Genomic DNA, 25,068 nt, shown 5'->3' on the forward strand with positions numbered 1-25,068 from the left:
GCATCCGATGCGCCTGAGAAGCCAAAGGAAGACAAGCAGAGCGCAGCCGGGGCCGGCAAGAAGCTTGTCGAGTTGATCGCCTTGAAGCATGACAACCGGAAGGAGCAACGGAGGAAGGCAGCAGAGGATACGAAGGGAAATTTCGACGAGGGATCGTTCAAGAAAAAGATTGCGTCGGTCAAATCCGCGGATGGCCTGCGGCAGTTCGCGAAGTGGCCAAAGACAATGCCGGAGAAACTGGTCTACGTGGAGTCCGGCAAGCTGAAACCGAAATGGCCGAAGTTCAAGGATACCGACAAGACCAAATGGTCCGAGGTCTACCAAAAGGGAAATAACGGGAAGCGGAGCCTGGACAAGGCAAAGCTGCGCACCTATGTGAAGGAGCAGGTCGCCAAACAGACCACCATCACGCCCAAAACGCTGTTTGGCGAAGATCTGGAGGGTGGCGCAAGCATCACGCTGGGCCAGTGGGCAGATAACTGGAACCAGGCGCATCAGCTTGAACGGCACGGATCGGCTTCATACGACGCGGCGCAGATTGCCGACATCGAGCTTGGCGCGGGTGCCCAGCTGATGCGCTTCTCCTATGGCGGCAGTCTCAACGGCGACATGTCGATGATGGATCGCCGCCTCAGCGTCAAGGCCGAGGGTCACGCCGCCGTGGACTTTGCCAAGGCTGAGGCGAAGCTCGACCTCTTCTTTCCACGCAAGGACGGTTGGTTGTGGACCGTTACTGATGGCGACGGCAGGACATTCAAGCTGATTGCGGCCCGTTGCCGGGTCACCGTGGAGGTGTCGGGCGTGGTGGGCGCCAGCATTGCCGCCGAACTGGCCATGAAGATCGAAGTCTCGCCTTTGGACAAGAACATGCCGAAAGCGGCCGGCAAGCGTGGCCGCAAAGACAAGAAGGCCCGCAGGAAGCAAACGGTGTCGATCAATACCAATGACGAGGCCGACGTTGCCACGCTCGATGCCTCCGCCAGTGCGTTCGCGGGGGTGAAAGCCAATGGCACGTTGACGGGCGAGCTCGAATGGCGGGATCCAAAGGACGAGAAGAAGGAATTCGCCAGCATTGCGAGTATCGCGCCTACCGTCGGGGGAATGGCCGGCATTGGGGCAGGGGCGAAGTTCAAGATTGAATACACCCGCGGAATCTTTCGACTCAGGGCGCACGCCAGCCTGTGTGTGGGCGTGGGTGCGGAAGGCGGATTGGATTTTGCGGTGGGAGCTGAGCAAATGGTGCGGTTCTTCCGCTGCCTGTTTTACAACATCGCGTACTGGCAGTTCAAGAATCTGAAGATTATCGATGAAGATGCCTTCGAAGCGCTGAAGGGTATTCAGTTCCTGGCGGTGCAAACCGGCCGCGCAATCGAGAGCTACTACGGGGATCCCTCTGAGAAAATTCAACGAATCGTTGCAAAGGTCGACGAGGACATGCAGAAGGCCAACGCCAGGCTGGAAATGGCCAACCGTATCCTCGGCAATCCAGATTCACTGAGGTATGTCACGCCCGAGGCAAAGGGCATGCTCATCTATCAACTGACGCGTCATAGCTACGCGGATGTGGTGGCTGGCGGTGCGATGGCCGGCGACAACTATCTGGGGCCTCAGCGAAAGGCGGTGCTGGCCGTTATCCAGACCGCCGTATCCAAGCCCGAGCTTGAGAACATCATCCAGCATGTGGGCAGGAGCGGAGCAAAGGGCGATATCGCAGAAAATCGGGCGAAGCTGAGGGCGTTCTTCAAGACGGAAGCCATTCGCGACATCGATATTCCGGTCTATCAATCGCCCTATCTGCGGGAATTCGATGCCCTGGAAAAGCTTGCGATGAATGGCGATTTCGATGGCTGGTATCAGGCCTTCGCCAATCATCTGATGGATGTTGTGCCACGCGGCTACGCGCTGGCCGACGCGACTTCCCCGGCCTACGAAGCGCTGCGGGGCGCGAACGACCATCCCTTCTTTGCGTCCACCGGTTGGAACGCCTATTACACCAGCGAGGCTTGAATGCACTTCAGAACGATAGTATCCATTGCTGCCGCGTTGACACTCCTCCTCGGGGCCGCTCAAGTGCAGGCCTCAGCATTGGCCGACGTCCAGCCACCACGCCAGCCCATCATGTCGGAAGACCCGGGCGAGGACGCGCCGATCTTGCATCAGCCTCCGGCACTCACAGCTGAGCTGCTGGCCTTGACGGAAGGCAGCATCGAGGAACGCATAGCAAAGCTCAAGCGCAAGGTGCTGAAGGACCTGATCCGGGTCGAAGGCGGCAGCTTCATGATGGGCGATTTCGGGCTCGGGTGGACCCCGGAGGGGTTGTACTACACGAGCGGACTCGATAACAAACCGCCCTTCAAAGTCACGCTGACGGGTTACAACCTTGCCCGGTTCAAGACCACCTATGCCGAGTACGACGTGTTCGCCGACGCCACCGGGCGACCCCGGGCGGGGATGGAGTTGGACCCGGGTTACGAGTCGCTACAGGGCGCCTACCGCCATCCGCTGGTACCGGCCGGCATGTACTGGCAGCAGGCCAGGGACTATTGCCAGTGGCTCGGCGAGCAGACCGGCGTGCCTTTCGGCCTGCCGACCGAAGCGCAATGGGAATACGCCGCCCGTAGCCGTGGCCAGAACTTCCTCTGGGCGACGGACAACGGGCATATGGACAAGGGCCGCAACATGGCTTCCGATGAGCAAAAGGAAAAGCTCAGGCCGGTGGTTCGGACCCGCCCTCATGAACCTTCCTATGCCCTCCGGGCCATGCTGTTCCCGGTCGGGATCTTTCCACCCAATCCGCTCGGGTTATATGACATGAACGCCAACGGATGGGAGTGGATGCAGGACTGGTATGACGAGGACTGGTACCGCGTAAGCCCGGAGCACGATCCGAAGGGGCCGCCGACCGGATCCTTGCGTTCAATTCGGGGATATTCGGGGGGCGACTATATCTCTGGCCTCAACATCAAGCGCTTTAAGCGCGATCCCATGATGACTGGGAAAGACATCCGAACGGGCGCCATTGGACCCGGATTCAACGTATCGCACACTGTTCGCTGTGTGGCAAACATCGACCACGCTATCGCACAGCCGCAATGACCCCATCGCCCAGCGTCTTCCCATCCACGAACCGAGGAGAAATCATGAATGCAATCGTATTTGAAGGGGATCCGACCGATCATGGCGGCTATGTGATGACAGCAACGTCCACCATTTTCGAAGGCGGAAAGCGCGCGGCGCTCCTTGGTGATCTCGTGTACTGCCCACGGGAAGGGCATGGCGTGAACCCGATCATCGAGGCTGATGAAACCATGTTTTCCGATGGGAAACGTCTGGTCACCCATCTCTGCAAATCGGCGTGCGGATGCACGATCTTCGCCACGCACTCCACACTTTCAGCCGGTTGATCCATGTCGTGGTCCATCCCCAGCGTTCCGCCGCGTCAGCGACCGGAAGCGCTCAAGCTACACATATGGCTGCCCATCCTCGTCGTGATCATGGGGATTGGCGCAGCAGCCGTACTACTGTTCTGGCCGCAAGACAGATCGACTCACACGCCGAAGTTTTGGCTGCTTCTGGTCGGTGCCCCCGCCAGCGTCTGCGCAGTGCTATTCGGCATGATCCTCACGCGGTGGGAGCGGAAGCAAGTCGTTGCCGAAGAGAGCGAGCGGGAGGCGACGCGGCTGGCTTCACTTTGGCGTGCGTGGGCCAGACATCATCTGGGGGCAGTGCGCGCAGTCGCGTTTCTGCCAACCATTCAAACGGCGGAGCAGCTTGTCGCGGGTGAGGTGGCCATGCCGGTGAACCTGCAACGCTCGGTCGGCTTCTACTGGGGCGAGAAGGACAAGGCCGACATCCGGCGGGATCGACTCCTTGGTTTGGTGGTGGACCGGTTTGCCGATGATCTGGCCAATGTTCGGTCCCTTGAGGTCGTGCTGATCCTGGATGGCACATCACAGGCGGGCGCGGCCCAATGGAAAGCCGAGAGCGGACGCCTGCTGGTGGAAGCATTGCCTGGGATCGCTTGCGACATCCGCGTTGCCGACGCCACAAGCTGCGTGGCGCGACTGGAAGCCAATCTCGGTCAGGATCAGATGCCCGCACAGCTGATTGTTGCCGCGCAGATCTGGGCAGATGCCGGCGAGAACACCTTCAGCGAAGGTGGCGCGGCAATACTGCTGAGTCCCCGCACGGCCGGTCGCTCAGTGTTTGGCGCGCAGCCTGAGGAGTTGGCAGGACGTATCTGTCGGCCCATGACATCGCAATCCTCTGCCATGGTCGATGATGTTTCGACGATGTTGAACATGCAGGTCGCGCCCGGCAGCTTGCAACAAGTCTGGTCAAGCGGTTTGAATCGGGCGTGCGGTGCCGCGATGTTAAGCGCGCTATCCACCGGAGGCGCGGATAGCCAGACGGTTATTCAGCTGGAAGACGCGCTGGGCGTCCCGGGGCCCGTCAGCGGATGGATGGCCCTTGCCCTTGCACTGGAAGCAGCACGGCACGGCAAGACGCATCAGTTGGTCGCGTGGCGGGACTCCGACGCGGAGCGCGTGCACTTGTGCGTGGTCGCGCCGGTACAGCCTGGAGGAGCGTGAATTGCGAAGCTACACACTGGGACGATGTCTGATTCTTGCGGGCGCGTTCGTTGCGGCAGCCATCTACGTCGGCCTCTCGGTGGAGGCCAGTCAGATCCGTCCTTGGTTGACTGAGCATCGTGTAGCGCTTGCAGCCATAGGTTTGGGCGCGTTGATGTGGGCCGTTGTTGCATTGTTTCGGCGGCGACTGGTTCGCCGCGAAGTTCAGCAGGCGTCTAAAGCGCAGGGATTGGAGCCCCCCGAGGCTGCCAGCGAGGCAATCATGGAGGCTAAGGCCGGCACTGCGTCGGCGGTAGAGAATCTGCTAGAACTCCGGGCAGTGCTGCGCGCGCAGAGGGGCTTCCGCTGGCGTGACCCCCTGCCGTGGCTACTGCTGACTGGGGACGACGCGGCAGTCGGCCGGCTGGTTCCCGGACTGGACCGACAAGGCTGGCTGATCACCCCTGATGCGGTGCTGCTGTGGAGCAAGGCAGGCAAGGACGGCCAACCGGATATCGCCTGGCTCACGCAGCTCTATAAACTTCATCGCCGTCGTCCCATCGATGCTGTGCTGCTCGTCACCAACGGCGAAGCTGAACTGCCGTCGCAACGCCACATCACGCATCCCCATCCCCTCACCCTCGCCCGCATCGCCGAGACACTGCGCTGGTCCGCACCGGCTTTCCTGATCGATGTGGCGCAGGAGAATGCCGCTCCCGACGGGGATAGCGCGCCAGTCGGCTGCGAGTTGCCGCGCCGATGGGATGCCGATGCCGTCAGGCGTGCACTGACCACCCTGCGCAACCGGCTATCGGATCACAGCATCGAGCAACTGATTCAGAACCCCCGCCATCGCCACATGGCCGAACTGTCCGCTCGTCTCGATACCCGCGCCACGGCCATTGCCGATTGGGTAGGGGGATGGGTGAACCGCCACCGGCGGCGCATCCCGTTGCGCGGCGTCGTGTTTGCGCGGTATCCGGCAGCGATTGGCGATGCAGAGAGCGAGGCCGGCATCGACCTGCCGCTCTGGCAACACATCGGCGCAGCCGCAAGGCGCCATGCCGGGCGGCGCATGGGGTGGCATCCGGCCACGGTGTTGTCGGTGGTGGCCCTAGCGGCCATCGGCCTGTGGAGCGCCGGCATGCTGGCGTCCGGCATTCATAACGGGCGGGACATTCATGCCGCACAGCAGGTCATCGACGGCCTCCGGTCGGCGCCTGACTCGGCCGCCCGCCTGCACGCGCTGCTCGCCCTGCAGCAGCAGATCGAGCGCTACGTCGATCGCACCGAACATCATGCGCCCATCGCGACGCGCTTTGGCCTGAACCGTGATGCGACGGTGCTGGAAGCGCTGTGGAAGCCCTATGCGCAGGCCAGCCGCCAGTGGCTCACTTTGCCCGTGCAGCAAGATTTGGAAGCCTCGCTGGCCGACCTGGCGCAGATGCGCACGAACGCGCTGGACGAGGAGACCAGCCGGTGGGCGCTCGACGGTCGGCAAGGGCTCAAGACCTACCTGATGCTGGCCCACCCCGAGCGGGCCGAGCCGGAGTTTCTGGCGCCGCAGCTGGCGCGCCACTGGTCTACCGACGCGCGGCTGACGCCCGGCGCGCAGCAGGATCTTGCCGAACGGCTGTTCCGCTTTCACGCGCAGTACCTGCCGGCCCATCCGGGGTGGCGCATCCTCCCGCGGCCCGAGTTGGTGGCGGGCGCGCGCCAGACGCTGCTGGCGGTCATCGGCGAGCGCAATGCCGTGGGTGCGATCTATCAGGGCATTCTCGATGGCTTCGACGGCAAGTACCCAGACCAGACCCTGGCCTCGCTGACCCCCGGCACGGATGCCCGCGGACTGGTCCGGACAGCGGCCAGCGTGCCCGGCGTCTTCACCCGCCAGGCCTACGAGGGCGATATCGCCGCCGCGATCGAGACGGCTGCCAGCCGCACGACGGTCGCCAGCGACTGGGTCTTGACCGACGGCAGGCCGGAGGACGCGCCACAGCCCGCGGGCCGCTCGCCCGAGGCCCTGCAGGCCGCGCTGACCGAACAGTATTTTGCGGACTATGCGGACCACTGGCGCGGCTTCATGAACAGCATGCAGTGGGCGCAGGCGCCGACGCTTCCCGCAGCCATCGACCAACTCAAGCTGATGGCCGATGCACGTCAGTCGCCGGTGATCGCGTTGATGAAATCACTCGCCAACCAGGGTGGTGCTGGCGCGCGCAAGGATTCGCTGTCCGATACGCTCGTGGCCAGGGCTCAGGATCTGCTCGGCAGGAAGGCGGCGGGGGCCGAGGCCGCACAGCCAGATCCGGCAGGGCCGCTTGGCGCCGCCTTCGGCCCGGTGCTGCGGCTGACGGCTCAGGCTCCGGGCACTAACGACGACCTGAGCCTCCAACGTTTCCTCGACCGCGCCACCGCGCTGCGGCTACGGTTGCAACAGATCAGCCACAGCGCCGATGCCGATGCACAGGCGCGGCAGATGGCGCAGGCGCTGTTCCAGGGCAAGGCGTCAGCGCTGGCCGATACCCAGTCCTATGCACAGTTGATGGCGGCCAGCCTTGGCAGTGAATGGGCCGGTATGGGCGAGGTGCTGTTCGTGCGCCCCATCGCCCAGGCCATGCAAACCGTGTTGCAACCCGCGCAAGCCAGTCTGAACGACGCCTGGCGGCAGGGTATCGCCACGGCGTGGGGCCGATCGTTCGCGGGGCGCTACCCCTTTGCGGACACGGCCAATGATGCCTCGCTGACGGAACTGACACGCTTCCTGCATCCGCAGACCGGGTTGCTCGCGGCGTTCCTCGGCACCCATCTGGCCGGCGCGCTGGAATTGCAGGGCGACCAATGGGTACCGGTGACGCCCGGCGGGCAGACGGGGGGCGAGGTACTCGCCTTCGACCCGGCCTTCCTCAGGGCAGTGAACGCTCTGCAGCGTGTGGCGGCCCACATGATGGCGCAGAGCGAGCCCCAGTATCGCTTCGAGGTCAAGCCGATCCCGTCTCCGGGTCTGACCGAAACGGTGCTGACCCTGGATGGTCAGAAGCTCCACTACTACAACCAGCGCGAGCGCTGGCAGGCCATGCGCTGGCCGGCCAATACGGTGGAGGAACCGGGTGCTCGCCTGCAATGGCAGAGCGAGGCCGCCGGCACGAACCGACACTACGAGTTTGGCGGCTACTGGGGATGGGTGCGAATGCTGGAGCGGGCGAGTATCGAGCCACTGGATAGTGCGACCTATCAGTTGACCTGGCATGGAATGCCGGAGACGCGCGCGGCGGCCACCGGGCCGGATAGCGCCGATGCCGATGCGGAAAGCCTGATGGCACGCGCCGCCAGACGATCACCGCCAGCGGATATGGGCTATCCCGTGAAATACCTGATGCGCACCGATGTCGGGCAGGGACCGCTGGAGTTGCTGGCGCTACGCGGCTTCGTCCTGCCGTCGCGGATCTTTGTGGGACGGGCCCCGCATGGCTTGGGGCGCAGCGTTCCTGCGACGGTGCCGAAGGGATAGTCGAAGCCTGCGGATGTGGGTCCGACCCCACCTAGCCAGCCACCTCCCTCGGATCATGGCCGTAGCTGTCGCGTTCGCGGATCTTGCCGTCGACGCCATGGATCAGCAACTCCACTTTCTGGCGCCGGGCCAGTCCGGTGCCGGCCTGGATGGCCTCATCCTGCGTGGCATGGTGCGACTCGGCGTAGCGGGCGCCCTCGTGGATCACGTCCCAACCGGAGCCGTGCGGCACGACATGGAGGTTGGTCTGCATGATGGTTCTCCGGGATCGTATGATCCTTCCATTATGGCTGCCATGGCGCAGAGCACAATCCGGCGCCGTCTGACACGCCACCCACGCCACCCGGGAAGCACCGCACGGGCGGCGTGCGCATCGCTTGTGTCCGGGGCGTGACGGTTTACCGTGCCTTTTCGGGGCGCCCCTATATATTCTTGTAGGGAAAACAACGCGCAGGAGACACAGCCATGCAAGCGAGGTTTGCGCGCGGCATTGCGCAGATGCCACTGACGGTGGCGGCCCGGGAATCCCTGCTGGCGGAGAAGGCCGCCATGCCCGAGGTCGGCGACCTGGTGACGGTTTGCAGCCAGGATATGGAAACCGAGTTCAGCGTCCGCCTGACGGCGGTGGCCGGACCCGAGCTTTGGTACGGCGTGATTCATGCCATCACGCGCGGTGCCGAGATGCTGGTCGTGGCCGAGGGCCTGGAGCTGGACGACGTGGTCAGCGTGCGGCGCCAGGAGATCGCCTCGGTGGTCAAGGCCAGTCACCACCATTGATCGTTCCCGCCGGGAGCGGGTATGCTGCGGATGCACATCCATCCGTCGCCCCCGCTTTATGTCTTCCGCCTACACCACGCAAGCTTCCACCCCCGTCTTCATTGCCGGCCCCGCCGGCCAGATCGAAACCCTGCTCGACACCCCCGCCGGCCCGCCCGTCGGCATTGCCGTGGTGGCGCACCCCCACCCGGGGCAGGGCGGCACCGCCGAGCACAAGATCCCCCAACTGCTGGCGCGCACGCTCCAGGCCCATGGTTTCGTGACGATGCGGCCGAACTACCGGGGCGTGGGGCAGAGCGAGGGCGCCTACGATGGCGGCCCCGGCGAGTCCACCGATGTGGAAGCGGTGCTACGCCATCTGCAGGCCGAGTATCCGGGCCTGCCGGTGGCGCTGGCCGGGTTCTCGTTCGGTGCCTTCGTGCAGACGCTGATGGTGGCGCGGCTGACGGCGGCGGGAGACGCTGCGGCGGAATCGATCCAGCATCTGATCCTGACCGGCATGCCGGCTGGCGCGCTGTCCGAGACGCTGTCCTACGACACCCCGCCCGTGCCGGCCCACACGCTGGTGGTGCATGGCGAAAAGGACGAGCGCGTGCCGCTGATCAACGTCTTCGACTGGGCCCGCCCACAGGAGCTGCCCGTGGTGGTCCTGCCGGCCGCCGGGCATTTCTTCACCGGCAAGCTGCCGGGGCTGCGCCGCGTGGTGGAGGGGTACCTGCGGCGCCCGGCCCAGGGGTGATCGGTCAGAACTGGTAGACCACGGAGACATCCCCGGTCAGGTTGGTCGTCCGCTGCACGATCGGGCTGTTTTTGGCATCGCCCACCAGCGCCGATACCCCGAAGTCCGCCGTGGCGAACCAGTGCTTGTTGATGAACCAGATGGCCGAGACGCCGCCGCCATAGGACTTGATGCCGGCGCTGGCGCGGTATTCCGGGTGGCCGGAGCGCGCCGCCTGCTCGGGCGTCACGCCGAACCAGCGGCCCATGTAGGCGGAATCAGCCACCGTCATGGTCGGGCCGGCGAACCAGAAGAACTTCTCGGAGCTGCCCGGCAGCGGCATATAGGCGCCCAGGTCGCCAATCCAGCCGTTGGCGCCTCCGAACTGGCGCCGCGCGTTGGCCCGGATCACCAGCGGGAACGACTTCGACACCACGTAATCGACAAACAGCTTGGTCTCCGCCGCCATGCCGATATTGCCCATGCCGGCCAGGTTGTCGTGGTCCTTCTTCTCGCGGCGGCCCAGGTCGTAGGTCAGGGCGATGCCCGCGCGCCAGTGGTCGTTGGAGACGATGTTCCAGCCCAGCCCTTCGCCGGTAGACATGAAGAACTTGTCGGCGTAGCGGATGTCGATGGTCGGCCCGCCGAAGACGTAGTAGTCGTGCGCACCGTCGTAGCGCGGCCGCACGGTCATGGCCGCGCCGAGCCGGAATTTCCAGCCCTCGGGCTGGCCCTGGAACATTTCCACCAGCGGCACGCCCACCGAGTACTGCCATTCGGCCAGCGGCGCGGGCGTCTGCGCCCGGGCGGCCGGTGCGTGCAGCAGGGCCAGCGCGAGCATCAGCGCGGTCAGCCAACCCGCCAGCGGCGAGTGGGGTTCCGGATGTCTGGACACGTCAGGGTCCTCCCGTTGATTGTTGTGGTTCGCATGACGGCAAATCATCTTTTCACCGGCGCGCCGCCCGCGCAACTTCCTCGAATCCCACAAGCGTGTAGGAAGGACGCCGATTTCAGCGGCGGCCCCCGTTGCCTACCATCCACCTACCGTCCAGTCACCGTGGCCGCATGCTAGTCGCGGTCGGCCAGTTCGTCCGTACGCCAGTCGCGCCGCATCACCAGGAACGTAAAGGAGGTGGACCAGCCGATCAGCATCAGGCCCACCAGCGGCTGCACCGACGCCACCAGCCGCAACTGGCCCATCGGAATGATGTCGCCGATACTTTGCGTGGTGAAGGTCTCCAGCGAGAAATAAACGTAGGCCGCTGCCCCATGGTCGTGCATGCCCTTGAGTTCGCCGATGCCGAACACGTCCGCGCCGAGCCAGTAGCCGGTGCTGAACAGCACCGCTTCCAGCACGTGGGCCAGGATGATGAGCAGGATCATCACGCCGATGTTGACCTTGCCGCTCCAGTGCTGGGGGTGCATGGCCGAGATCAGGCGCAGGGCTTCGTAGTGCACGGCCACGCAGACGATGGTCAGCGTGGCCGTGATCAGGATGGCAATCAGGTAGGGGGAGGCCGTGGCTTCCATAGTCGGCAAGGGTGGTTTTCTGACGCGGTGTTTCCCGGCAGACTATAGAAGCCCCCGCATGCTGACAATGCACCATGCGGCGCATGCCAGAAAAGTGAATAGAGAGATACATGCCGGAATCCGGAGGTTCCATGAAGAACACGGTGGGCAATGTGCCGCCGCTCCATGCCGAAGGCATCGCCCCTGCCTTCCTCGCCGGGGGCGGCGAGATGGGCGCGCTGATCCGCGCGCACGACTGGTCGGCCACGCCGCTGGGCGTGCCCGAGACCTGGCCGCAGAGCCTGAAGACGGCCATCCGCATCATGCTGACCTCGCGCCAGCCGATCTGGGTGGGCTGGGGCGCCGACCTCCGCTTCTTCTACAACGACCCGTACAAGGCGATCATCGGCGGCAAGCATCCGGCGTCGCTGGGGGAGCCGACCGAGCGCGTCTGGAGCGAGATCTGGCCAGAGATCGGGCCGATGCTGGACGCGGCCATGGAGGGCAGCGAAGGCAGCTTCGTCGAACAGAAACTGCTGATCATGGAGCGCAACGGCTACCCCGAGGAGACCTACTACACCTTCTCCTACAGCCCGGTGCCCGACGATCACGGCGGCACGGGCGGCATCATCTGCGCCAACAGCGACGACACCGAGCGTGTGGTGGCCGAGCGCCAACTCAAGCTGCTGCGCGAACTGGCCTCGTCGGCCACCAATGCCCGCTCCTGGGACGAAGCCTGCGCGCTGAGCCTGCGCGCGCTGGGCGCCAATCCGTTCGACATTCCTTTCGCGCTGCTCTATCTGGGCGAGCGCGGCGCCGGCACGGCCACGCTGTGCGGCCACCATGGCATCGAAGTGGGCCACCCGGCCGCGCCGGCGGAGATCCCCACCGGCGGCGGCCCCTGGCCGTTTGCCGAGGTACTGGCGCAGGGCGAGGTGATGCTGGTGGAAGACCTGTCCGCGCGCTTCGGGGCGACGCTGCCCGGCGGCGCGTGGCAGTTCGCGCCGCGCCACGCAGCGGTGGTGCCGGTCATGCCTTCGGGCGAAACCACCCGCAGCGGCGTGCTGGTGGTCGGCCTGAACCCGTGCCGGCTGTTTGGCGAGCGCTACCGCGCCTTTCTCGACCTCGTGGCGGGCCAGATCGGCCAGGCCATCAGCTACGCGCACGCCTATGAGGAAGAGCGCCGCCGCGCCGAGGCGCTGGCCGAGATCGACCGCGCCAAGACCACGTTCTTCTCGAATATCAGCCATGAGTTCCGCACGCCGCTGACGCTGATGCTGGGGCCGCTCGAGGAACTGCTGAACCGCGCGGACGAGACGGGTGGCGCCGGCGACGCCGACCGCCAGCTGGTGGAGATTACCCACCGCAACGGCCTGCGGCTGCTGAAGCTGGTCAATGCGCTGCTCGACTTCTCGCGGATCGAGGCCGGCCGGGTGCAGAAGCACCCCCAGCCGACCGACCTGCCCGCGTTCACGGCCGAGCTGGCCTCGCTGTTCCGCTCGGCCATCGAGGGCGCCGGCCTGCAACTGGTGGTGGATTGCGCGCCGCTGGGTTTCCCCGTGTCGGTGGACCGCGACATGTGGGAGACCATCGTCCTGAACCTGCTCTCCAACGCCTTCAAGTTCACCTACACCGGGGCGATTGCGGTGGCGGTGCGCGAGGCGGAAGACGGCGGCGTGCAGTTGAGCATCCGCGATTCCGGCATTGGCATTGCGGCGGATGAGCTGCCCCGCCTGTTCGAGCGCTTCCACCGGGTGTCCGGTGCCGTGGGCCGGTCGATCGAGGGGAGCGGCATCGGCCTGGCGCTGGTGCTGGAACTGGTGCGCCTGCACGACGGCGAGATCCGCGTGGAGAGCGAACTGGGCGAAGGCACGTGCTTCGTGGTCACGCTGCCGCGCACGGCCCGGGCGGCCGCGCCGCAGCCAGCCGCATCCGGGTCTGCGTCAAACCTGTCGTCACACGCCAGCCAGCAGGCGCTGGCCTACGTGGAAGCCGCGCGGCGCTGGACCCCCGAGGCAGAGGCGATGCCGGCTGCCGCGCTGGCCATGCTCGCGCCTCCGCCGGACGCGGTGCCCGGCGCGGTGCGCGGGCATGTGATGGTGGTCGATGACAACGCGGACCTGCGCGAATACATGCGTCGCATCCTGGGCGCGGCCGGGCACACGGTGGAGGTGGCGGCCGATGGCCAGGAGGCGCTGGACATGGCCCGCACGCACGCGCCGGACCTGATCGTCTCGGACGTGATGATGCCGCGCCTGGACGGCTTCGCCCTGGTGCAGGCCGTGCGCGCCGACGCGGCGCTGCGCGAGACCCCCGTGGTGCTGCTCTCCGCCCGCGCGGGCGAGGAAGCGCGCGTCAGCGGCCTGGCCACTGGCGCGGATGACTACCTGACCAAGCCGTTCACCGCGCGCGAGCTGCTGGCCCGGGTGGCCAGCAATCTGCAGTTGTCGCACCTGCGCCGCACCACGGAACGCCGCCTGCGCGAGGAAATCGCCATGCGCACCCGGGCGCAGGAGGCGCTGCGCGAGCTGAACGATTCGCTCGAACGCCGCGTGGCCGAGACCGTGGCAGACCGCGACCGCCTCTGGGAGCTGAGCGAAGACCTGCTGATGGTGGCCAGCTTCGACGGCGTGCTCGAACGCTTCAGCCCGTCCTGGCGGCGCACGCTCGGCTATGCGGACAGCGCGCTGCTGGGCCGCTCGTGCATGGCCTTCGTCCACCCGGACGACCTGGTGGCGGTGACCGAGCAGATGATCGCGCTGCGCCACGATGGCACGGCGGTGCGCTACGAATGCCGCATGACGCGGGCCGATGGCGGGCTGCGCTGGGTGGCCTGGACGCTCACGGTGGACCCCGCCACGGGCCGCATCCACGGCGTGGGCCGCGACGTCACCAGCGACAAGGAAGCCGCCGAGGCCCTGCGCCATGCCGACGAGGCGCTGCGCATGGCGCAGAAGATGGAGGCCATCGGCAAGCTGACCGGCGGCGTGGCGCACGACTTCAACAACCTGCTCCAGGTGATTGGCGGCAACCTGCAACTGCTGGCGCGCGATGTATCCGGCAACGAGCGCCCCGAGGCGCGGGTGCGCAACGCCCTGGCCGGGGTGGCGCGCGGCGCCAAGCTGGCATCGCAGCTGCTGGCGTTCGGCCGGCGCCAGCCGCTGGCGCCGAAGGTGGTGAACCTGGGCCGCTTTATCCGCGGGCTGGACGACATGCTGCGGCGGGCGCTTGGCGATGGCATCGAGATCGAGACCGTGGTGGCGGGCGGCCTCTGGAACACGCTGGTGGACCCGTTCCAGGTGGAAAACGCGCTGCTGAACCTGGCGATCAACGCGCGCGACGCCATGAACGGCCACGGCCGGCTGACCATCGAGGCCGGCAACGCGGTGCTCGACGATGCCTACGCGCGCCGCAATGCCGATGCGGCGCGCGGCCAGTACGTGATGGTGGCGGTGACCGATACCGGCACGGGCATGTCGCCCGAGATCCAGGCGCAGGTGTTCGAGCCGTTCTTCACCACCAAGCCCGAGGGGCAGGGCACCGGGCTGGGCCTGAGCATGGTGTACGGCTTTGTCAGGCAGTCCGGCGGGCATGTGAAGATCTACAGCGAGGCGGGGCAGGGCACCACGGTGCGGCTCTACCTGCCGCGCGTGCGCGAGGAGGAAGACCTCGAGACCGATGTGGATGCCGGGCCGGCAGGCGGCGGCACGGAGACCGTGCTGGTGGTGGAGGATGACGAGGACGTGCGCGCCACCGTGGTGGATATGCTGGCCAGCCTGGGCTACCGCGTGCTGAAGGCGCGCGACGCGCTGAGCGCGCTGGCCATCGTCGAGAGCGGCGTGCCGGTGGACCTGCTGTTCAGCGATGTGGTCATGCCCGGCCCGCTGCGCAGCACCGAAATGGCGCGCAAGGTGCGCGAGCGGCTGCCCGGCATCGCGGTGCTGTTCACGTCGGGCTATACGGACAACGCCATCGTCCACAGCGGGCGGCTCGACGAGGGCATCGAATTGCTGAGCAAGCCCTACACGCGTGAGGCGCTTGCCCGCAAGGTGCGCCACGTGCTGGTGAGCGGCGGGGCCGAATTGGGCCCGGCGGCGCCTGAGGCACCGGCTTCGATAGCCATGGAGGTGCCTGATACACCCCCCACGATGCAACTGGCGCCGCAACGCATCCTTTTCGTCGAAGACGACGCACTGGTGCGTGCCAGCACCGCCGAGCTGATGCGGACCTTCGGGCTAAGCGTGGTGGAAGCGAGCACCGATGCCGAGGCAATGGCCGTGCTGCGCGAGGGGCCGGTCGATGTGCTGCTGACCGATGTGGGGCTGTCCGGCGCCTCCGGCGTGGACCTGGCGATGGATGCCTGCCGGCTGCAACCGGCGCTGCGGGTGATCTTCGTGAGCGGTTACGACGTGGTGCTCACGCCCGTGCAGCGTGCCGCATTGCCAAACGCGGTCACGCTGCGCAAGCCCTACGCGCTGCCGGCGTTCATCGGCGTCTTGCAGGGCTGACCGGAATCGGTCCTGTGGCGAAGGGGGGTGGCGTTCAGATCAGCGTCTGCGCGACCACGGCGGCGGCGGAACCGCTCGCCACGACGACGGCGACCCAGCCGCCGACGATCACTGCACTGTTACGGAAAGTCATGATGGACTCCAGGAATGACAACCCGGAGCCCGCCTCGGGGAGCCCCGAGGCTAGTGCTCCGTTTGTCTGACTTGCTGCCAATCCGCCGTCATCGGGCGGGACTCAGGCGTTGGCGCCTTCGGTGAACGGGTCAAACTTGCCCTGGCGGGCGCCGTCCAGGTACGGATCAGCGGTGCGGGCCGGGCTGGCCGAGACACCGGTGCGATCCAGGCCGGCTACCGTGCGGGCGCCTTCCGTGAACGGGTCGAACGTGCCTTGGCGGGCGCCGTCCAGGTACGGATCAGCAGTGCGGGCCGGGCTGGCCGAGACACCGGTGAGATCCAGGCCGGCTACCGTACGGGCACCGTCGGTGAACGGGTCAGCCTTGCCAACGCGGGCACCATCCACATACGGGTTGCGCGGTTCGTTCACGCCGCTGGCACGGGCGCCATCGGTGAAGGCGTTGCGGGCGTCGTTCACGCGGTAGGTGTAACCGTAGACTTCACCGGTCTTGTTGGCGGGTGCGGCTTGCGCAGCGCCAGTCACGAAGGCGGCGGCGAGGGCGGCGGCGGTAAGGATGGTCTTGGCGTTCATGGTGTAGCTCCTTGTCTTCGTTTGGGCCGGGCGATCTCGGTAGGAGGTGGATCGCGGGGCCGTCGGTGCTGCGTTGTTTTGCTGCGTTGTGGCTGTCTCTTCTTTTGCTGCTATCTACTGGTAGGTAGATTTTCAGGGCTAAAAAAAAAGACCGCCTTCCGGTACTGATCGACAACTTGTACTGCGTGGACCGGTACTGCATCGCGGGGCTTGTTTCTGTTTGCCGGGTGGTGCAGCGCTGTCCATGGCTCGAATATTATCTACTACTAGATAGACAGGCAAGGACTTTTTGCGCCGCGCAATCGTATTTCGTTGAAAAAGTGGACGGTCTGCCCCGGCGGGCTGGAAGGTGTGATGACCTAAGTTATTGATTTATCGACACAACCACAAAGGTTCCATCCCACTACCCCGGGAGTTAGAGTAAACGCTCTACCCTCGTAGATCCTTTGCATTGCGCTGCGCAACGAGGGCTTCGAGCAACGTCCGTGTCTGCTCACGGATCACTTCCCGTACCCGGGCGGTCTCGGCTTCACCGAAGGCGTCCCAGTTCAGCGCCCTGAGTACGTGGCGTCGCATGACCTTGAATGCGGCCACCTGGCTGTCGATGGCGATGGTGCGGATGCGCGTGGCCTCGTCGGTGGCCGGCTGGCCGGTCAGGCGCCCGATTACCTGCGATGTCACCGCGAAAATGCGGCGGTTGATGCCCGCGTCGATGCGCTCGAACGCGGCGGGCGGCCCCAACCCGGCACGTTCGCGGGCCATGAACTGGCGCCAGTGGTCGGTGTCCGGGCATTCATGCAGGAAGGTGGTGAAGCGCAGTTGCAGGCCCAGGTAGGCGTCGATCAGTTCGGCGTCGGTGGCGTCCGGGCGGGCCGCGACGGCCTCGGCGCCGATCACCACATCGGCGAGCAGACCCCAGGCACGGTCCACGAAATAGTCGATGCACGCCAGATACACCCCTTCCTTATTGTCGAAGTAGTACTGGAGCGCTGGCGCGTTGACCCCGGCCTCGCGGGCGATGTCGCGCGTGGAGGCCCCGTCGAAGCCGTGCGCGCCAAACAGCCGCAGCGCAGCTTCGATGATCCTTGCGCGCGTCTCTTCGCCGCGCTGGTAACCCCCTTCGGTGGCGGGCTTGTGTCGGGCCATGTTGCGTTTTCCTCAGTCCGTGGGCAGGCAGAAATATATCAGTTGACACAATTATTCCAAGTGGAATAATTGCGCGGTCCCCCTCAATAGTGCTGTCCAAGCCCCGCGCCCCCATGTCTGCCCCCCAATCTTCCGCCGCCGCCAATCCGGCTGCCGGCCTTCCCGTTTCTGCTGGATCTTCGGCGCGCAGGCCGCGTGCCGTCTCGCGCCGCCGCACCGTGCTGCTCGCCCTGGGCGTGCTCGCGCTGCTGGCCGGCGTGGTGTTCGGCACGAGCTGGTGGCTGGTGGGCCGCTTTATCGAAAGTACCGACGATGCCTACCTCCAGGCGGACAGCGTGACGGTGGCGCCGAAGGTGAGCGGCTACGTGGCCGAAGTCTTCGTGCGCGACAACCAGCAGGTCACCGCCGGCCAGGCGCTGGTGCGGCTGGACAATCGCCAGTACCAGGCTGCCTTCGATGAGGCGCAGGCCACCGTGGCCTCGCGCCAGGCGGACGTGGCGCGGGCCGAGGCCGACCTCGCCCAGCAAAAGGCCCGCATCGCCCAGGCCGGTGCCGAGGTGGACGGCGCCCGTGCCAACGCCCGCTACGCCGCCTCGCAGGTGGAGCGCTACGCGCCGCTGGTGAAGTCCGGCGCCGAGACCGAGGAACGCACCGCCGAACTGCGCAACGCCCAGACCCGCGCGGGCACCACGCTGGCCGCCAACGAGGCCGCGCTGCGCGTGGAGCAAAGCCAGGTGGTGACATTGCAGGCGCGGCTCCAGCAGGCGCAGGCGCAGCTGGAAGTGGGGCAGGCCAGCGCGCGGCAGGCCCGGCTCGACCTGGACGACACCGTGGTCCGCGCCACCAACGCCGGCCGCGTGGCCGACAAGGGCGTGCGCGTGGGCCAGTTCGCCCAGCCCGGCACGCGCCTGCTGACCGTGGTGCCGGTGCAGGACCTCTACCTGACCGCCAATTTCAAGGAAACGCAGGTGGGCCGCATGCGCCCCGGCCAGCGCGTGACGCTGCATGTGGATGCGCTGCCCGGTGAAGACCTGCACGGCGTGGTGGACAGCCTCTCGCCCGGCACCGGCTCGCAGTTCGCGCTGCTGCCGGCGCAGAACGCCACCGGCAACTTCACCAAGATCGTCCAGCGGGTGCCGGTACGTATTCATGTGGATGTGACCCCGGAGGCACGCGCGGTGCTGATGCCGGGCCTCTCCGTGGTGGTGGATGTCGATACGCGCGACCTGCATCCGGTGCAAGCCCGCGCCGGCGAGGCCCGCCATGGCTGAAGCGGCGCTCCCCGCCGGGGCTGCCCCCGCCGCCCCTGCCACTCCACCTGCCGACAAGCCCGCCAACGCCTCCGCCGCCGACTGGATCGCCGTGGCCGCCGGCTCGCTCGGCGCGCTGCTGGCCACGCTCGACATCTCCATCACCAACTCGGCGCTGCCCCAGATCCAGGGGCAGATCGGCGCGGCCGGCACCGAGGGCACGTGGGTCTCCACCGGCTACCTGATGGCCGAGATCGTCATCATCCCGCTCACCGCGTGGTTGACGCGGGTGTTCGGGCTGCGCCGCTTCCTGATGTGGAACGCGCTGCTGTTCACGGCGTTCTCGATGATGTGCGGCCTGTCCCATTCGCTGCCGGAGATGGTCATCGGCCGGATCGGGCAGGGCTTTGCCGGCGGGGCGATGATCCCCACCGCGCAGACCATCGTCCGTACCCGGCTGCCGCGCCACCAGATGCCCATCGGCATGTCGATGTTCGGCCTGATCGTGCTGCTCGGGCCGCTGCTGGGCCCCGTGGTGGGCGGCTGGCTGGCCGAGAACGTGAACTGGCGCTGGTGCTTCTTCCTGAACCTGCCGGTGACCGCCGTGCTGGTGCCGCTGCTGTACTTCGGGCTCAAGCCCGAGCGGGCGGACCTGTCGGCCTTCATCAAGGCGGACTGGCTCGGCATTATCGGGCTGGCCATCGGCCTCAGCTCGCTGACCGTGGTGCTAGAGGAAGGCCAGCGCGAGCAGTGGTTCGAGTCCTCGGCCATCGTCTACCTCTCCGCGCTGTCGGCCATCGGCCTGCTGATGATGTTCGTCGCCCAGTTCACGGCAAAAACGCCCATCGTGCGGCTGCGCCTGCTGTTGAACAAGCACTACGCGAGCGTGATTTTGATCGTCTCGGTGGTCGGGGCGGGGCTGTATGGCGTCTCCTACCTGCTGCCGCAGTTCCTGGCGACGATTGCCGGCTACAACGCCGAGCAGGCCGGCGGGATCATGCTGCTGTCCGGGCTGCCGGCGTTCCTGATGATGCCGGTGCTGCCGCGCCTGCTCGGCAAGGTGGACAGCCGCTGGCTGGTCATTACCGGGCTGGTGTGCTTCTTCGGCAGTTGCATGCTCGACATTGGCCTGACCACGGACAGCGTGGGGCATGACTTCACGCTGTCGCAGATCCTGCGCGGCTTCGGGCAGATCCTGGCGATGATGCCGCTGAATCAGGCGTCGATGGCCGCCGTGGCCACCCATGAGGCCGGTGACGCCGCCGGGCTCTACAACATGGCGCGCAACCTGGGCGGGTCGATCGGGCTGGCGCTGCTCGGCACGCTGATCGACCGCCGCAACGCCTACCACGACGCGGTGATCCGCGAATCGGTCACGGCCAACAGCGCGATCGGGCAGGAGCATATGTCCTCCAGCATCGCCAGCTTTGTGGCGCAGGGGGGCGACTACGCCCACGCCAGCCTCCAGGCCGTGGCGCAGCTGTCTGGCGAGATCGCCCGGCAGGCCGCCGTGATGACGTTTTCGGAAACCTTCTATGCGCTCGGGCTGGCGCTGCTCTGCTGCGTGCCGCTGGCACTGCTGCTGAAGCCGCCCCGCCCGGGCGCCCCGGTCGAAGCCGGTCATTGAATCGATAAATAAAGCGGTACCTAATATGTACGCACCCCTTCGCGCCGCCCGGCCGGCGCTGCTTCTCCTGGTTGCCGCCCTGGCCGCCGCCGGCTGCACCGTGGGCCCCGACTACCGCAGCGCCCCGGAAGTGGCTGGCAATGCGGTGGCGGCCGGCACCTTCCCGCACGCACCGACACTGGCCGAGGCGCGCCAGCCTGACGTGGCCGACTGGTGGCACGCACTGGGCGACCCGCTGCTGGCCAACCTGATCGACACCGCGCTGCGCGACAGCCCGGACATCCGCGCCTCACGCGCCCGCGTGCGGCAGGCGCGTGCCGGGCTGGCCGGGAATCGCGCCAACCTGATGCCGAAGGTGAACGCCAGCGCCGCCATGCTGCGCACGCGCGAGCCGGACCTGGCCTCGTTTGGCGGCGAGGGTGGTGGTGGCGGCGGCCGGGGGCCGCTGTCGCTCTATATCGCCGGGTTCGATGCCAGCTGGGAACTCGACCTGTTTGGCGGCACGCGCCGCGCCATCGAGGCGGCATCCGCCGAGGCCGAGGCCGCCGATGCCGAACTGGCCGACGCCCACGTGCAACTGGCCGCCGAAGTGGGGCAGGCCTATGTCACGCTGCGCGAGCAGCAGGCCAGCCTGGCCCACCTGCGCGCGTCGGAGACGCTGGAGGCCGACATGCTCGACCTGACCCGCCAGCGCCGCGCGCGCGGCGTGGCCTCCGAACTGGAAGTGGAACGGCTGCTGACGCAGTTGGAGAACACGCGCGCCCGCATCGCGCCGGTGGAAGCGGGTTTGATCGAATCGTTCGACCAGCTTGCACTGCTCACCGGCCGCTCGCCCGGCACGCTGGACACCGCACTGGGCCCCGCGCGCGACCTGCCCACGCTGCCCGAGACCGTGGCCGTGGGCGACCCCGCCACGCTGCTCAAGGCCCGGCCCGATATCCGCGTGGCCGAACGCCGGCTGGCCTCGCGCACGGCGCAGATCGGCGAACGCAAGGCGGACTGGTTCCCGAAGGTGTCGCTGCTTGGCTCGCTCGGCTTCAGCGCGATGGACCCGGGCCACCTGGTCCGCAAGGAAAACGGCACGTGGCTGACGCTGCCGCGCCTGCAATGGAACATCCTCGACTTTGGCCGGGTGGCGGCGAGCGTGGATAACGCCGAGGCCGGCCGGGACGAAGCCGAGGCCAGCTACGAAAGCGTGGTGCTCAAGGCGCTGCGCGATGCCGACGTGGCGCTCTCCCGCTACGGGCACCAGCGCGACAACGTGGTGGTGCTGCGCCGCGTGGAGGCCTCCGCCGAGCGTGCGTCCACGCTCCAGCAGCAGCGCTACCGGGCGGGCACCGCCAGCATGCTCGAATGGCTGGACGTGGAGCGCACCCGCGTGGTGGCCCAGCAGGACCGCATTTCGGGCGATGCCAACCTGCTGAAGGACTACGTCTCGCTGCAGAAGGCGCTCGGGCTGGGCTGGCGCACCTAAGAAAACACCTACACGCAAACCAGACACCCACCGCTGTTGGCGCCGCCGCGCGCCCGGCACAGTGGCGTGTGGATAGAATCCGGGTGGGCGGCATCGCATCTGATCAGCTGGCGCCGCCCCCGCGCCGTGGTTTGCAACAATGTGTTACAGATCCCGCCGGCGCGCGCCCCCGGATGCCCGCCCGCCATGCACTTCAACGCCAACGACAGTCTCCTGATCAACGTGGTCGCCAGCATGGTGGTGGTCCTGGCGGGCACGCTGGTGGTCAAGCTGATCAACCGCTTCTTCTCGGGGCGGCTGCAGGCGGACAACCGGGGCGCCTATCGTGCCTGGACCGTGGCGTCGCGCAACGTGGTGGCGGCGGTGATGTTCCTGCTGTTGCTCGGCATCTGGGTGTCGGAGCTGAAGAGCGTGGCCATTTCGCTGGCGGCGTTCGCGGCGGCCCTGATCCTGGTCGGCAAGGAACTGGTGATGTGTTTCCTGGGCGCGTTCATGCGGATGATTACGCGCCCCTACCAGCTGGGCGATCTGGTCGAGATCGGGCCGTTCGGCGGGGAGGTCATCGACATGGATGTCATGTCCACCACGCTGGTGGAGGTGGCGCCCACGCGCCAGTACACGGGCTTTACGGTGCAGGTGCCGAACAGCCTGCTGCTGACCACGGCCGTGCGCAACCATTCGCAGGCCGGCAAGTACACGCTGGACATGGTGCGCATTCCGCTGGCGGTGGGCATGGACCCGGACGTGGTGGAGGCGAAGCTGCTGGCCGTGGCGCGCCAGGCGTGCGAGCCGTTCATGGAAGAGGCTGGCCGCACGCTGCGCCGCTACGGCGACATGCGCTTCGTGGACCTGTCGCAGTTCGAGCCGCGCGTGCTGTTCGAACCTGTGGACGCCGAGCGGGTGGACGCCATCGTGCGGTTCCCGGTGCCGGTGAGCGCGCGCCTGCCGGTGGCCCAGCAGATCGTGCGCGGGTACTACCGCGCGTGCACCCTCCCGCAGGTGGGGGCGGCGGTATAAGGTGGAGTGAAGGGTGTCGATTGGGGAGTCGGACGCAGAGCCGTTCCCGCAATGCAGCAAGATGGCCTGACGGGGATCTTCGAGGAGAGCGGATCATGGCGCCGATGCTGAGGCTCTGGATGGACGGGGTGGGCAGGCCGGGCTGGGCCGGCTGGCGGCGCGGACGCTCGCTGGCGGCGCTGCTGCTGACCGCTCTCTGCCTGGCCGCGCTGGCCGGTTGCGCGAGCCTGCCGGCCAATGCCGGCCGCACCCCCAGCTACGCCGCCAAGGACACCAGCAACACGCTGCTGGCCCGCACACTGGCGCCCCGGCTGGCGCAGAACCCCGGAAAGTCGATCTTCTATCCGCTCGGCGCCGGCCCGGACGCGCTGGCCGCCCGCATGGCGCTGGCGCGCGCCGCCCAGAAGACGCTGGACATCCAGTACTACATCTTCGACATCGACAACACCGGCAGCGTGCTGATGGGCGACCTGATCGACGCGGCCGACCGGGGCGTGCGCGTGCGCATCCTGATGGATGACATCCACACCGGCAAGCAGGACAAGACCTGGGCCGCCGTCGACTCCCATCCCAATATCGAGGTGCGCATCTTCAACCCGTTCGCCAGCCGCCACGCGCGCTGGTTCGAACTGGCGTTTGACTTCGGCCGGCTCAACCGCCGCATGCACAACAAGCAGATGACGGTGGACAACCTCGTCACCATCGTCGGCGGGCGCAATATCGGTGACGCCTATTTCTCGGCCAAGCCGGACATGGATTTCAGCGACCTGGACGTGATGGTGGCCGGCCCCGCCGTGCCGGCCGCGAGCGCCGTGTTCGACGAATACTGGAACAGCGCGAGCGCCTACCCGGTGGCCACGCTGGTGCCGGAGGGCAAGGAGGCGCCGGACGAGCTGCGCGCCTTCCGCAAGGCCATCGAGGCGCGCGGAGACCAGGTGCGCGCCAGCGAGTTCGTGCAGGAACTGCTCGACTCGGGGCTGGCGCGCGGGATCGAGCTGGGGCATCTGCCCGGCTACGTGGGCGGCGCGCGCATCATCGCGGACAAGGCCGACAAGGTGGAGGAAGACCCGGATGACCCAACCTCCCACGCCATTCCGCAGTTGCGCGCGATGATGGAAAAGGCAGAGCACGAGCTGGTGCTGGTGTCGCCGTATTTCGTGCCCGACGACGAGAACATGGCCTGGCTGGCCGGTATCGCCAAACGGGGGGTGAAGATCCGCGTGCTGACCAACTCGTTCGCCGCCACGGACGTGGCCGCCGTGCACGCCGGCTACGCGCCCCGGCGCAAGGCGCTGCTGCGGGCCGGCATCGAACTCTATGAACTGAAGCCCACCGCGAACGCCGAGCTGGCGCGCGGCCGGGCGCGCAAGAGCCGGATGTTCGCCTCCAGCCGCGCCAGCCTGCACGCCAAGACCTATGTGGTGGACCGGCGCCTGCTGTTCATCGGCTCCCTGAACCTGGACCCGCGCTCGATCAAGCTCAATACGGAGATGGGCGTGGTGCTGGACAGCCCCCCGCTGGCCGAGCGGCTGGTCAAGAGCATGGATGACGGGCTGCTCGACATTGCCTACAAGGTCGAGCTGCGCAAAGGGGAGGGCGGCGGGGAGTCCATGACGTGGACCACGCGCGAGAAAGGGCAGGTCTCCACCGTGGAGAGCGAGCCCGACATGAGTGTGTGGCAGCACATGGGCATCGGCATCCTGCGGGTGCTGCCGGTGGAGGACCAGCTATAGGGATGGGGCGGATGGGGCGGAATCGGCTTCGGGCGGCTCGGAGGACTGGAGCAGATGCTCCTGAAGCCGTGACAGCTCCTGGGCGATGCCGCCCGGAAAGCCTTGCCGGCCCCCGCGCTTGTCGATCAGCAGGTCGGCCAGGAAGAGCGTGATCGGGGTCGGGTAGCCCTGCTGCCCGGCCAGCGCGGCAAGCTGGTTGCCGATACGCGCGTAGGTATGGAACAGCTCCAGCGGGCGCACCTCGCGCGGCAACTGCGCGAGCCATTTCAGCGCGGCGGGTGTCAGCGCCTGCGTGGTCGGGTCCGGCGGCTGGCGGGCGTCGCGCCAGTCCACGATGCCGGCGGTCGGCACCTCGCCGTCAAGAATTTTCTTGGCTTCCTCGACGGAGACAAATTCGAACGAGATCGGGTCCATGGCAATCGGTGGCAAGACGGCACGGAATCCGCGCCGACACCGCATTCTATCGGCATCCCCTGCCGGAAAGTTGACGTCTTGTTGGCGAAAGCCAGCGCGAAAGTCAG

Annotated in this window: 19 protein-coding genes; 13 read left to right on the forward strand and 6 right to left on the reverse strand. The window is 66.8% G+C overall.

Going from position 1 to position 25,068, the window contains the following annotated elements:
* The 5 genes from AB4120_RS26655 to AB4120_RS26675 all read left to right on the forward strand — a co-directional run.
* A partial coding sequence (locus AB4120_RS26655) for a hypothetical protein (protein WP_441643043.1) occupies nucleotides 1-2,007 on the forward strand: 2,007 nt, incomplete at its 5' end.
* Nucleotides 2,008-2,085: 78 nt separating this feature from the next.
* Nucleotides 2,086-3,096, forward strand: a complete 1,011-nt coding sequence (locus AB4120_RS26660; protein ID WP_441643044.1) for a formylglycine-generating enzyme family protein — start codon at nucleotides 2,086-2,088, stop codon at nucleotides 3,094-3,096.
* A 44-nt stretch (nucleotides 3,097-3,140) separates the two neighbouring features.
* Nucleotides 3,141-3,404 (forward strand): PAAR domain-containing protein, encoded by a 264-nt coding sequence (locus tag AB4120_RS26665; RefSeq protein WP_149138371.1) that lies wholly within the window; start codon nucleotides 3,141-3,143, stop codon nucleotides 3,402-3,404.
* Nucleotides 3,405-3,407: 3 nt separating this feature from the next.
* On the forward strand, nucleotides 3,408-4,592 hold the full coding sequence (locus AB4120_RS26670; RefSeq protein WP_441643045.1) for a hypothetical protein: 1,185 nt from the start codon (nucleotides 3,408-3,410) through the stop codon (nucleotides 4,590-4,592).
* 1 nt (nucleotide 4,593) lies between these two features.
* On the forward strand, nucleotides 4,594-8,082 hold the full coding sequence (locus AB4120_RS26675; protein WP_441643046.1) for an ImcF-related family protein: 3,489 nt from the start codon (nucleotides 4,594-4,596) through the stop codon (nucleotides 8,080-8,082).
* Between the two features lie 31 nt (nucleotides 8,083-8,113).
* Here AB4120_RS26675 and AB4120_RS26680 read toward each other — a convergent pair whose 3' ends face one another.
* Nucleotides 8,114-8,335: a DUF2188 domain-containing protein gene (locus AB4120_RS26680; RefSeq protein ID WP_144197672.1), complete on the reverse strand. Its 222-nt coding sequence runs from the start codon at nucleotides 8,333-8,335 to the stop codon at nucleotides 8,114-8,116.
* Between the two features lie 212 nt (nucleotides 8,336-8,547).
* Between AB4120_RS26680 and AB4120_RS26685 the strand changes: the two genes are divergently transcribed.
* Nucleotides 8,548-8,859 carry a hypothetical protein gene (locus AB4120_RS26685; protein ID WP_149138368.1) on the forward strand — a complete coding sequence of 104 codons (312 nt, stop codon included), beginning with the start codon at nucleotides 8,548-8,550 and terminating at the stop codon, nucleotides 8,857-8,859.
* A 58-nt stretch (nucleotides 8,860-8,917) separates the two neighbouring features.
* Nucleotides 8,918-9,598 carry an alpha/beta hydrolase gene (locus AB4120_RS26690; protein WP_149138367.1) on the forward strand — a complete coding sequence of 227 codons (681 nt, stop codon included), beginning with the start codon at nucleotides 8,918-8,920 and terminating at the stop codon, nucleotides 9,596-9,598.
* Nucleotides 9,599-9,602: 4 nt separating this feature from the next.
* Here the strand turns inward: AB4120_RS26690 and AB4120_RS26695 are convergent, their stop codons facing one another.
* Nucleotides 9,603-10,418: a MipA/OmpV family protein gene (locus tag AB4120_RS26695; protein ID WP_262389901.1), complete on the reverse strand. Its 816-nt coding sequence runs from the start codon at nucleotides 10,416-10,418 to the stop codon at nucleotides 9,603-9,605.
* 227 nt (nucleotides 10,419-10,645) lie between these two features.
* On the reverse strand, nucleotides 10,646-11,107 hold the full coding sequence (locus AB4120_RS26700) for an ion channel (protein WP_149139326.1): 462 nt from the start codon (nucleotides 11,105-11,107) through the stop codon (nucleotides 10,646-10,648).
* A gap of 131 nt (nucleotides 11,108-11,238) precedes the next feature.
* Between AB4120_RS26700 and AB4120_RS26705 the strand changes: the two genes are divergently transcribed.
* Nucleotides 11,239-15,594 (forward strand): response regulator, encoded by a 4,356-nt coding sequence (locus tag AB4120_RS26705; RefSeq protein WP_441643047.1) that lies wholly within the window; start codon nucleotides 11,239-11,241, stop codon nucleotides 15,592-15,594.
* A gap of 235 nt (nucleotides 15,595-15,829) precedes the next feature.
* Here AB4120_RS26705 and AB4120_RS26710 read toward each other — a convergent pair whose 3' ends face one another.
* Together AB4120_RS26710 and AB4120_RS26715 are read right to left on the reverse strand one after the other, a co-directional pair.
* Complete coding sequence (locus tag AB4120_RS26710; RefSeq protein WP_149138365.1) at nucleotides 15,830-16,300, reverse strand: copper resistance protein CopQ; 471 nt, start codon at nucleotides 16,298-16,300, stop codon at nucleotides 15,830-15,832.
* Nucleotides 16,301-16,729: 429 nt separating this feature from the next.
* Nucleotides 16,730-17,446 (reverse strand): CerR family C-terminal domain-containing protein, encoded by a 717-nt coding sequence (locus tag AB4120_RS26715; protein WP_149138364.1) that lies wholly within the window; start codon nucleotides 17,444-17,446, stop codon nucleotides 16,730-16,732.
* Nucleotides 17,447-17,559: 113 nt separating this feature from the next.
* On the opposite strand from AB4120_RS26715, the gene AB4120_RS26720 reads away from it, so the two are divergent.
* From AB4120_RS26720 to AB4120_RS26740, 5 genes are all read left to right on the forward strand, one after another.
* On the forward strand, nucleotides 17,560-18,717 hold the full coding sequence (locus AB4120_RS26720; RefSeq protein WP_149138363.1) for an HlyD family secretion protein: 1,158 nt from the start codon (nucleotides 17,560-17,562) through the stop codon (nucleotides 18,715-18,717).
* Nucleotides 18,710-20,323 (forward strand): MDR family MFS transporter, encoded by a 1,614-nt coding sequence (locus AB4120_RS26725; RefSeq protein ID WP_187645289.1) that lies wholly within the window; start codon nucleotides 18,710-18,712, stop codon nucleotides 20,321-20,323. Before AB4120_RS26720 ends, AB4120_RS26725 begins: the two co-directional genes overlap by 8 nt.
* 25 nt (nucleotides 20,324-20,348) lie before the next feature.
* Nucleotides 20,349-21,797: an efflux transporter outer membrane subunit gene (locus tag AB4120_RS26730; protein WP_149138362.1), complete on the forward strand. Its 1,449-nt coding sequence runs from the start codon at nucleotides 20,349-20,351 to the stop codon at nucleotides 21,795-21,797.
* A 186-nt stretch (nucleotides 21,798-21,983) separates the two neighbouring features.
* Nucleotides 21,984-22,814: a mechanosensitive ion channel domain-containing protein gene (locus tag AB4120_RS26735; protein ID WP_441643048.1), complete on the forward strand. Its 831-nt coding sequence runs from the start codon at nucleotides 21,984-21,986 to the stop codon at nucleotides 22,812-22,814.
* 95 nt (nucleotides 22,815-22,909) lie between these two features.
* Nucleotides 22,910-24,547 carry a phospholipase D family protein gene (locus tag AB4120_RS26740; RefSeq protein WP_262389874.1) on the forward strand — a complete coding sequence of 546 codons (1,638 nt, stop codon included), beginning with the start codon at nucleotides 22,910-22,912 and terminating at the stop codon, nucleotides 24,545-24,547.
* On the opposite strand, the gene AB4120_RS26745 is transcribed toward AB4120_RS26740, so the two are convergent.
* The gene (locus tag AB4120_RS26745; RefSeq protein ID WP_149139323.1) at nucleotides 24,542-24,961 is read right to left on the reverse strand and encodes a hypothetical protein; all 420 of its coding nucleotides are present in this window, start codon (nucleotides 24,959-24,961) and stop codon (nucleotides 24,542-24,544) included. The genes AB4120_RS26740 and AB4120_RS26745 overlap by 6 nt on opposite strands.
* Nucleotides 24,962-25,068: the final 107 nt, after the last annotated feature.

The sequence above is a fragment of the Cupriavidus sp. 2KB_3 genome (assembly GCF_052115685.1).
GTDB classification, from domain to species: Bacteria; Pseudomonadota; Gammaproteobacteria; order Burkholderiales; family Burkholderiaceae; genus Cupriavidus; species Cupriavidus campinensis.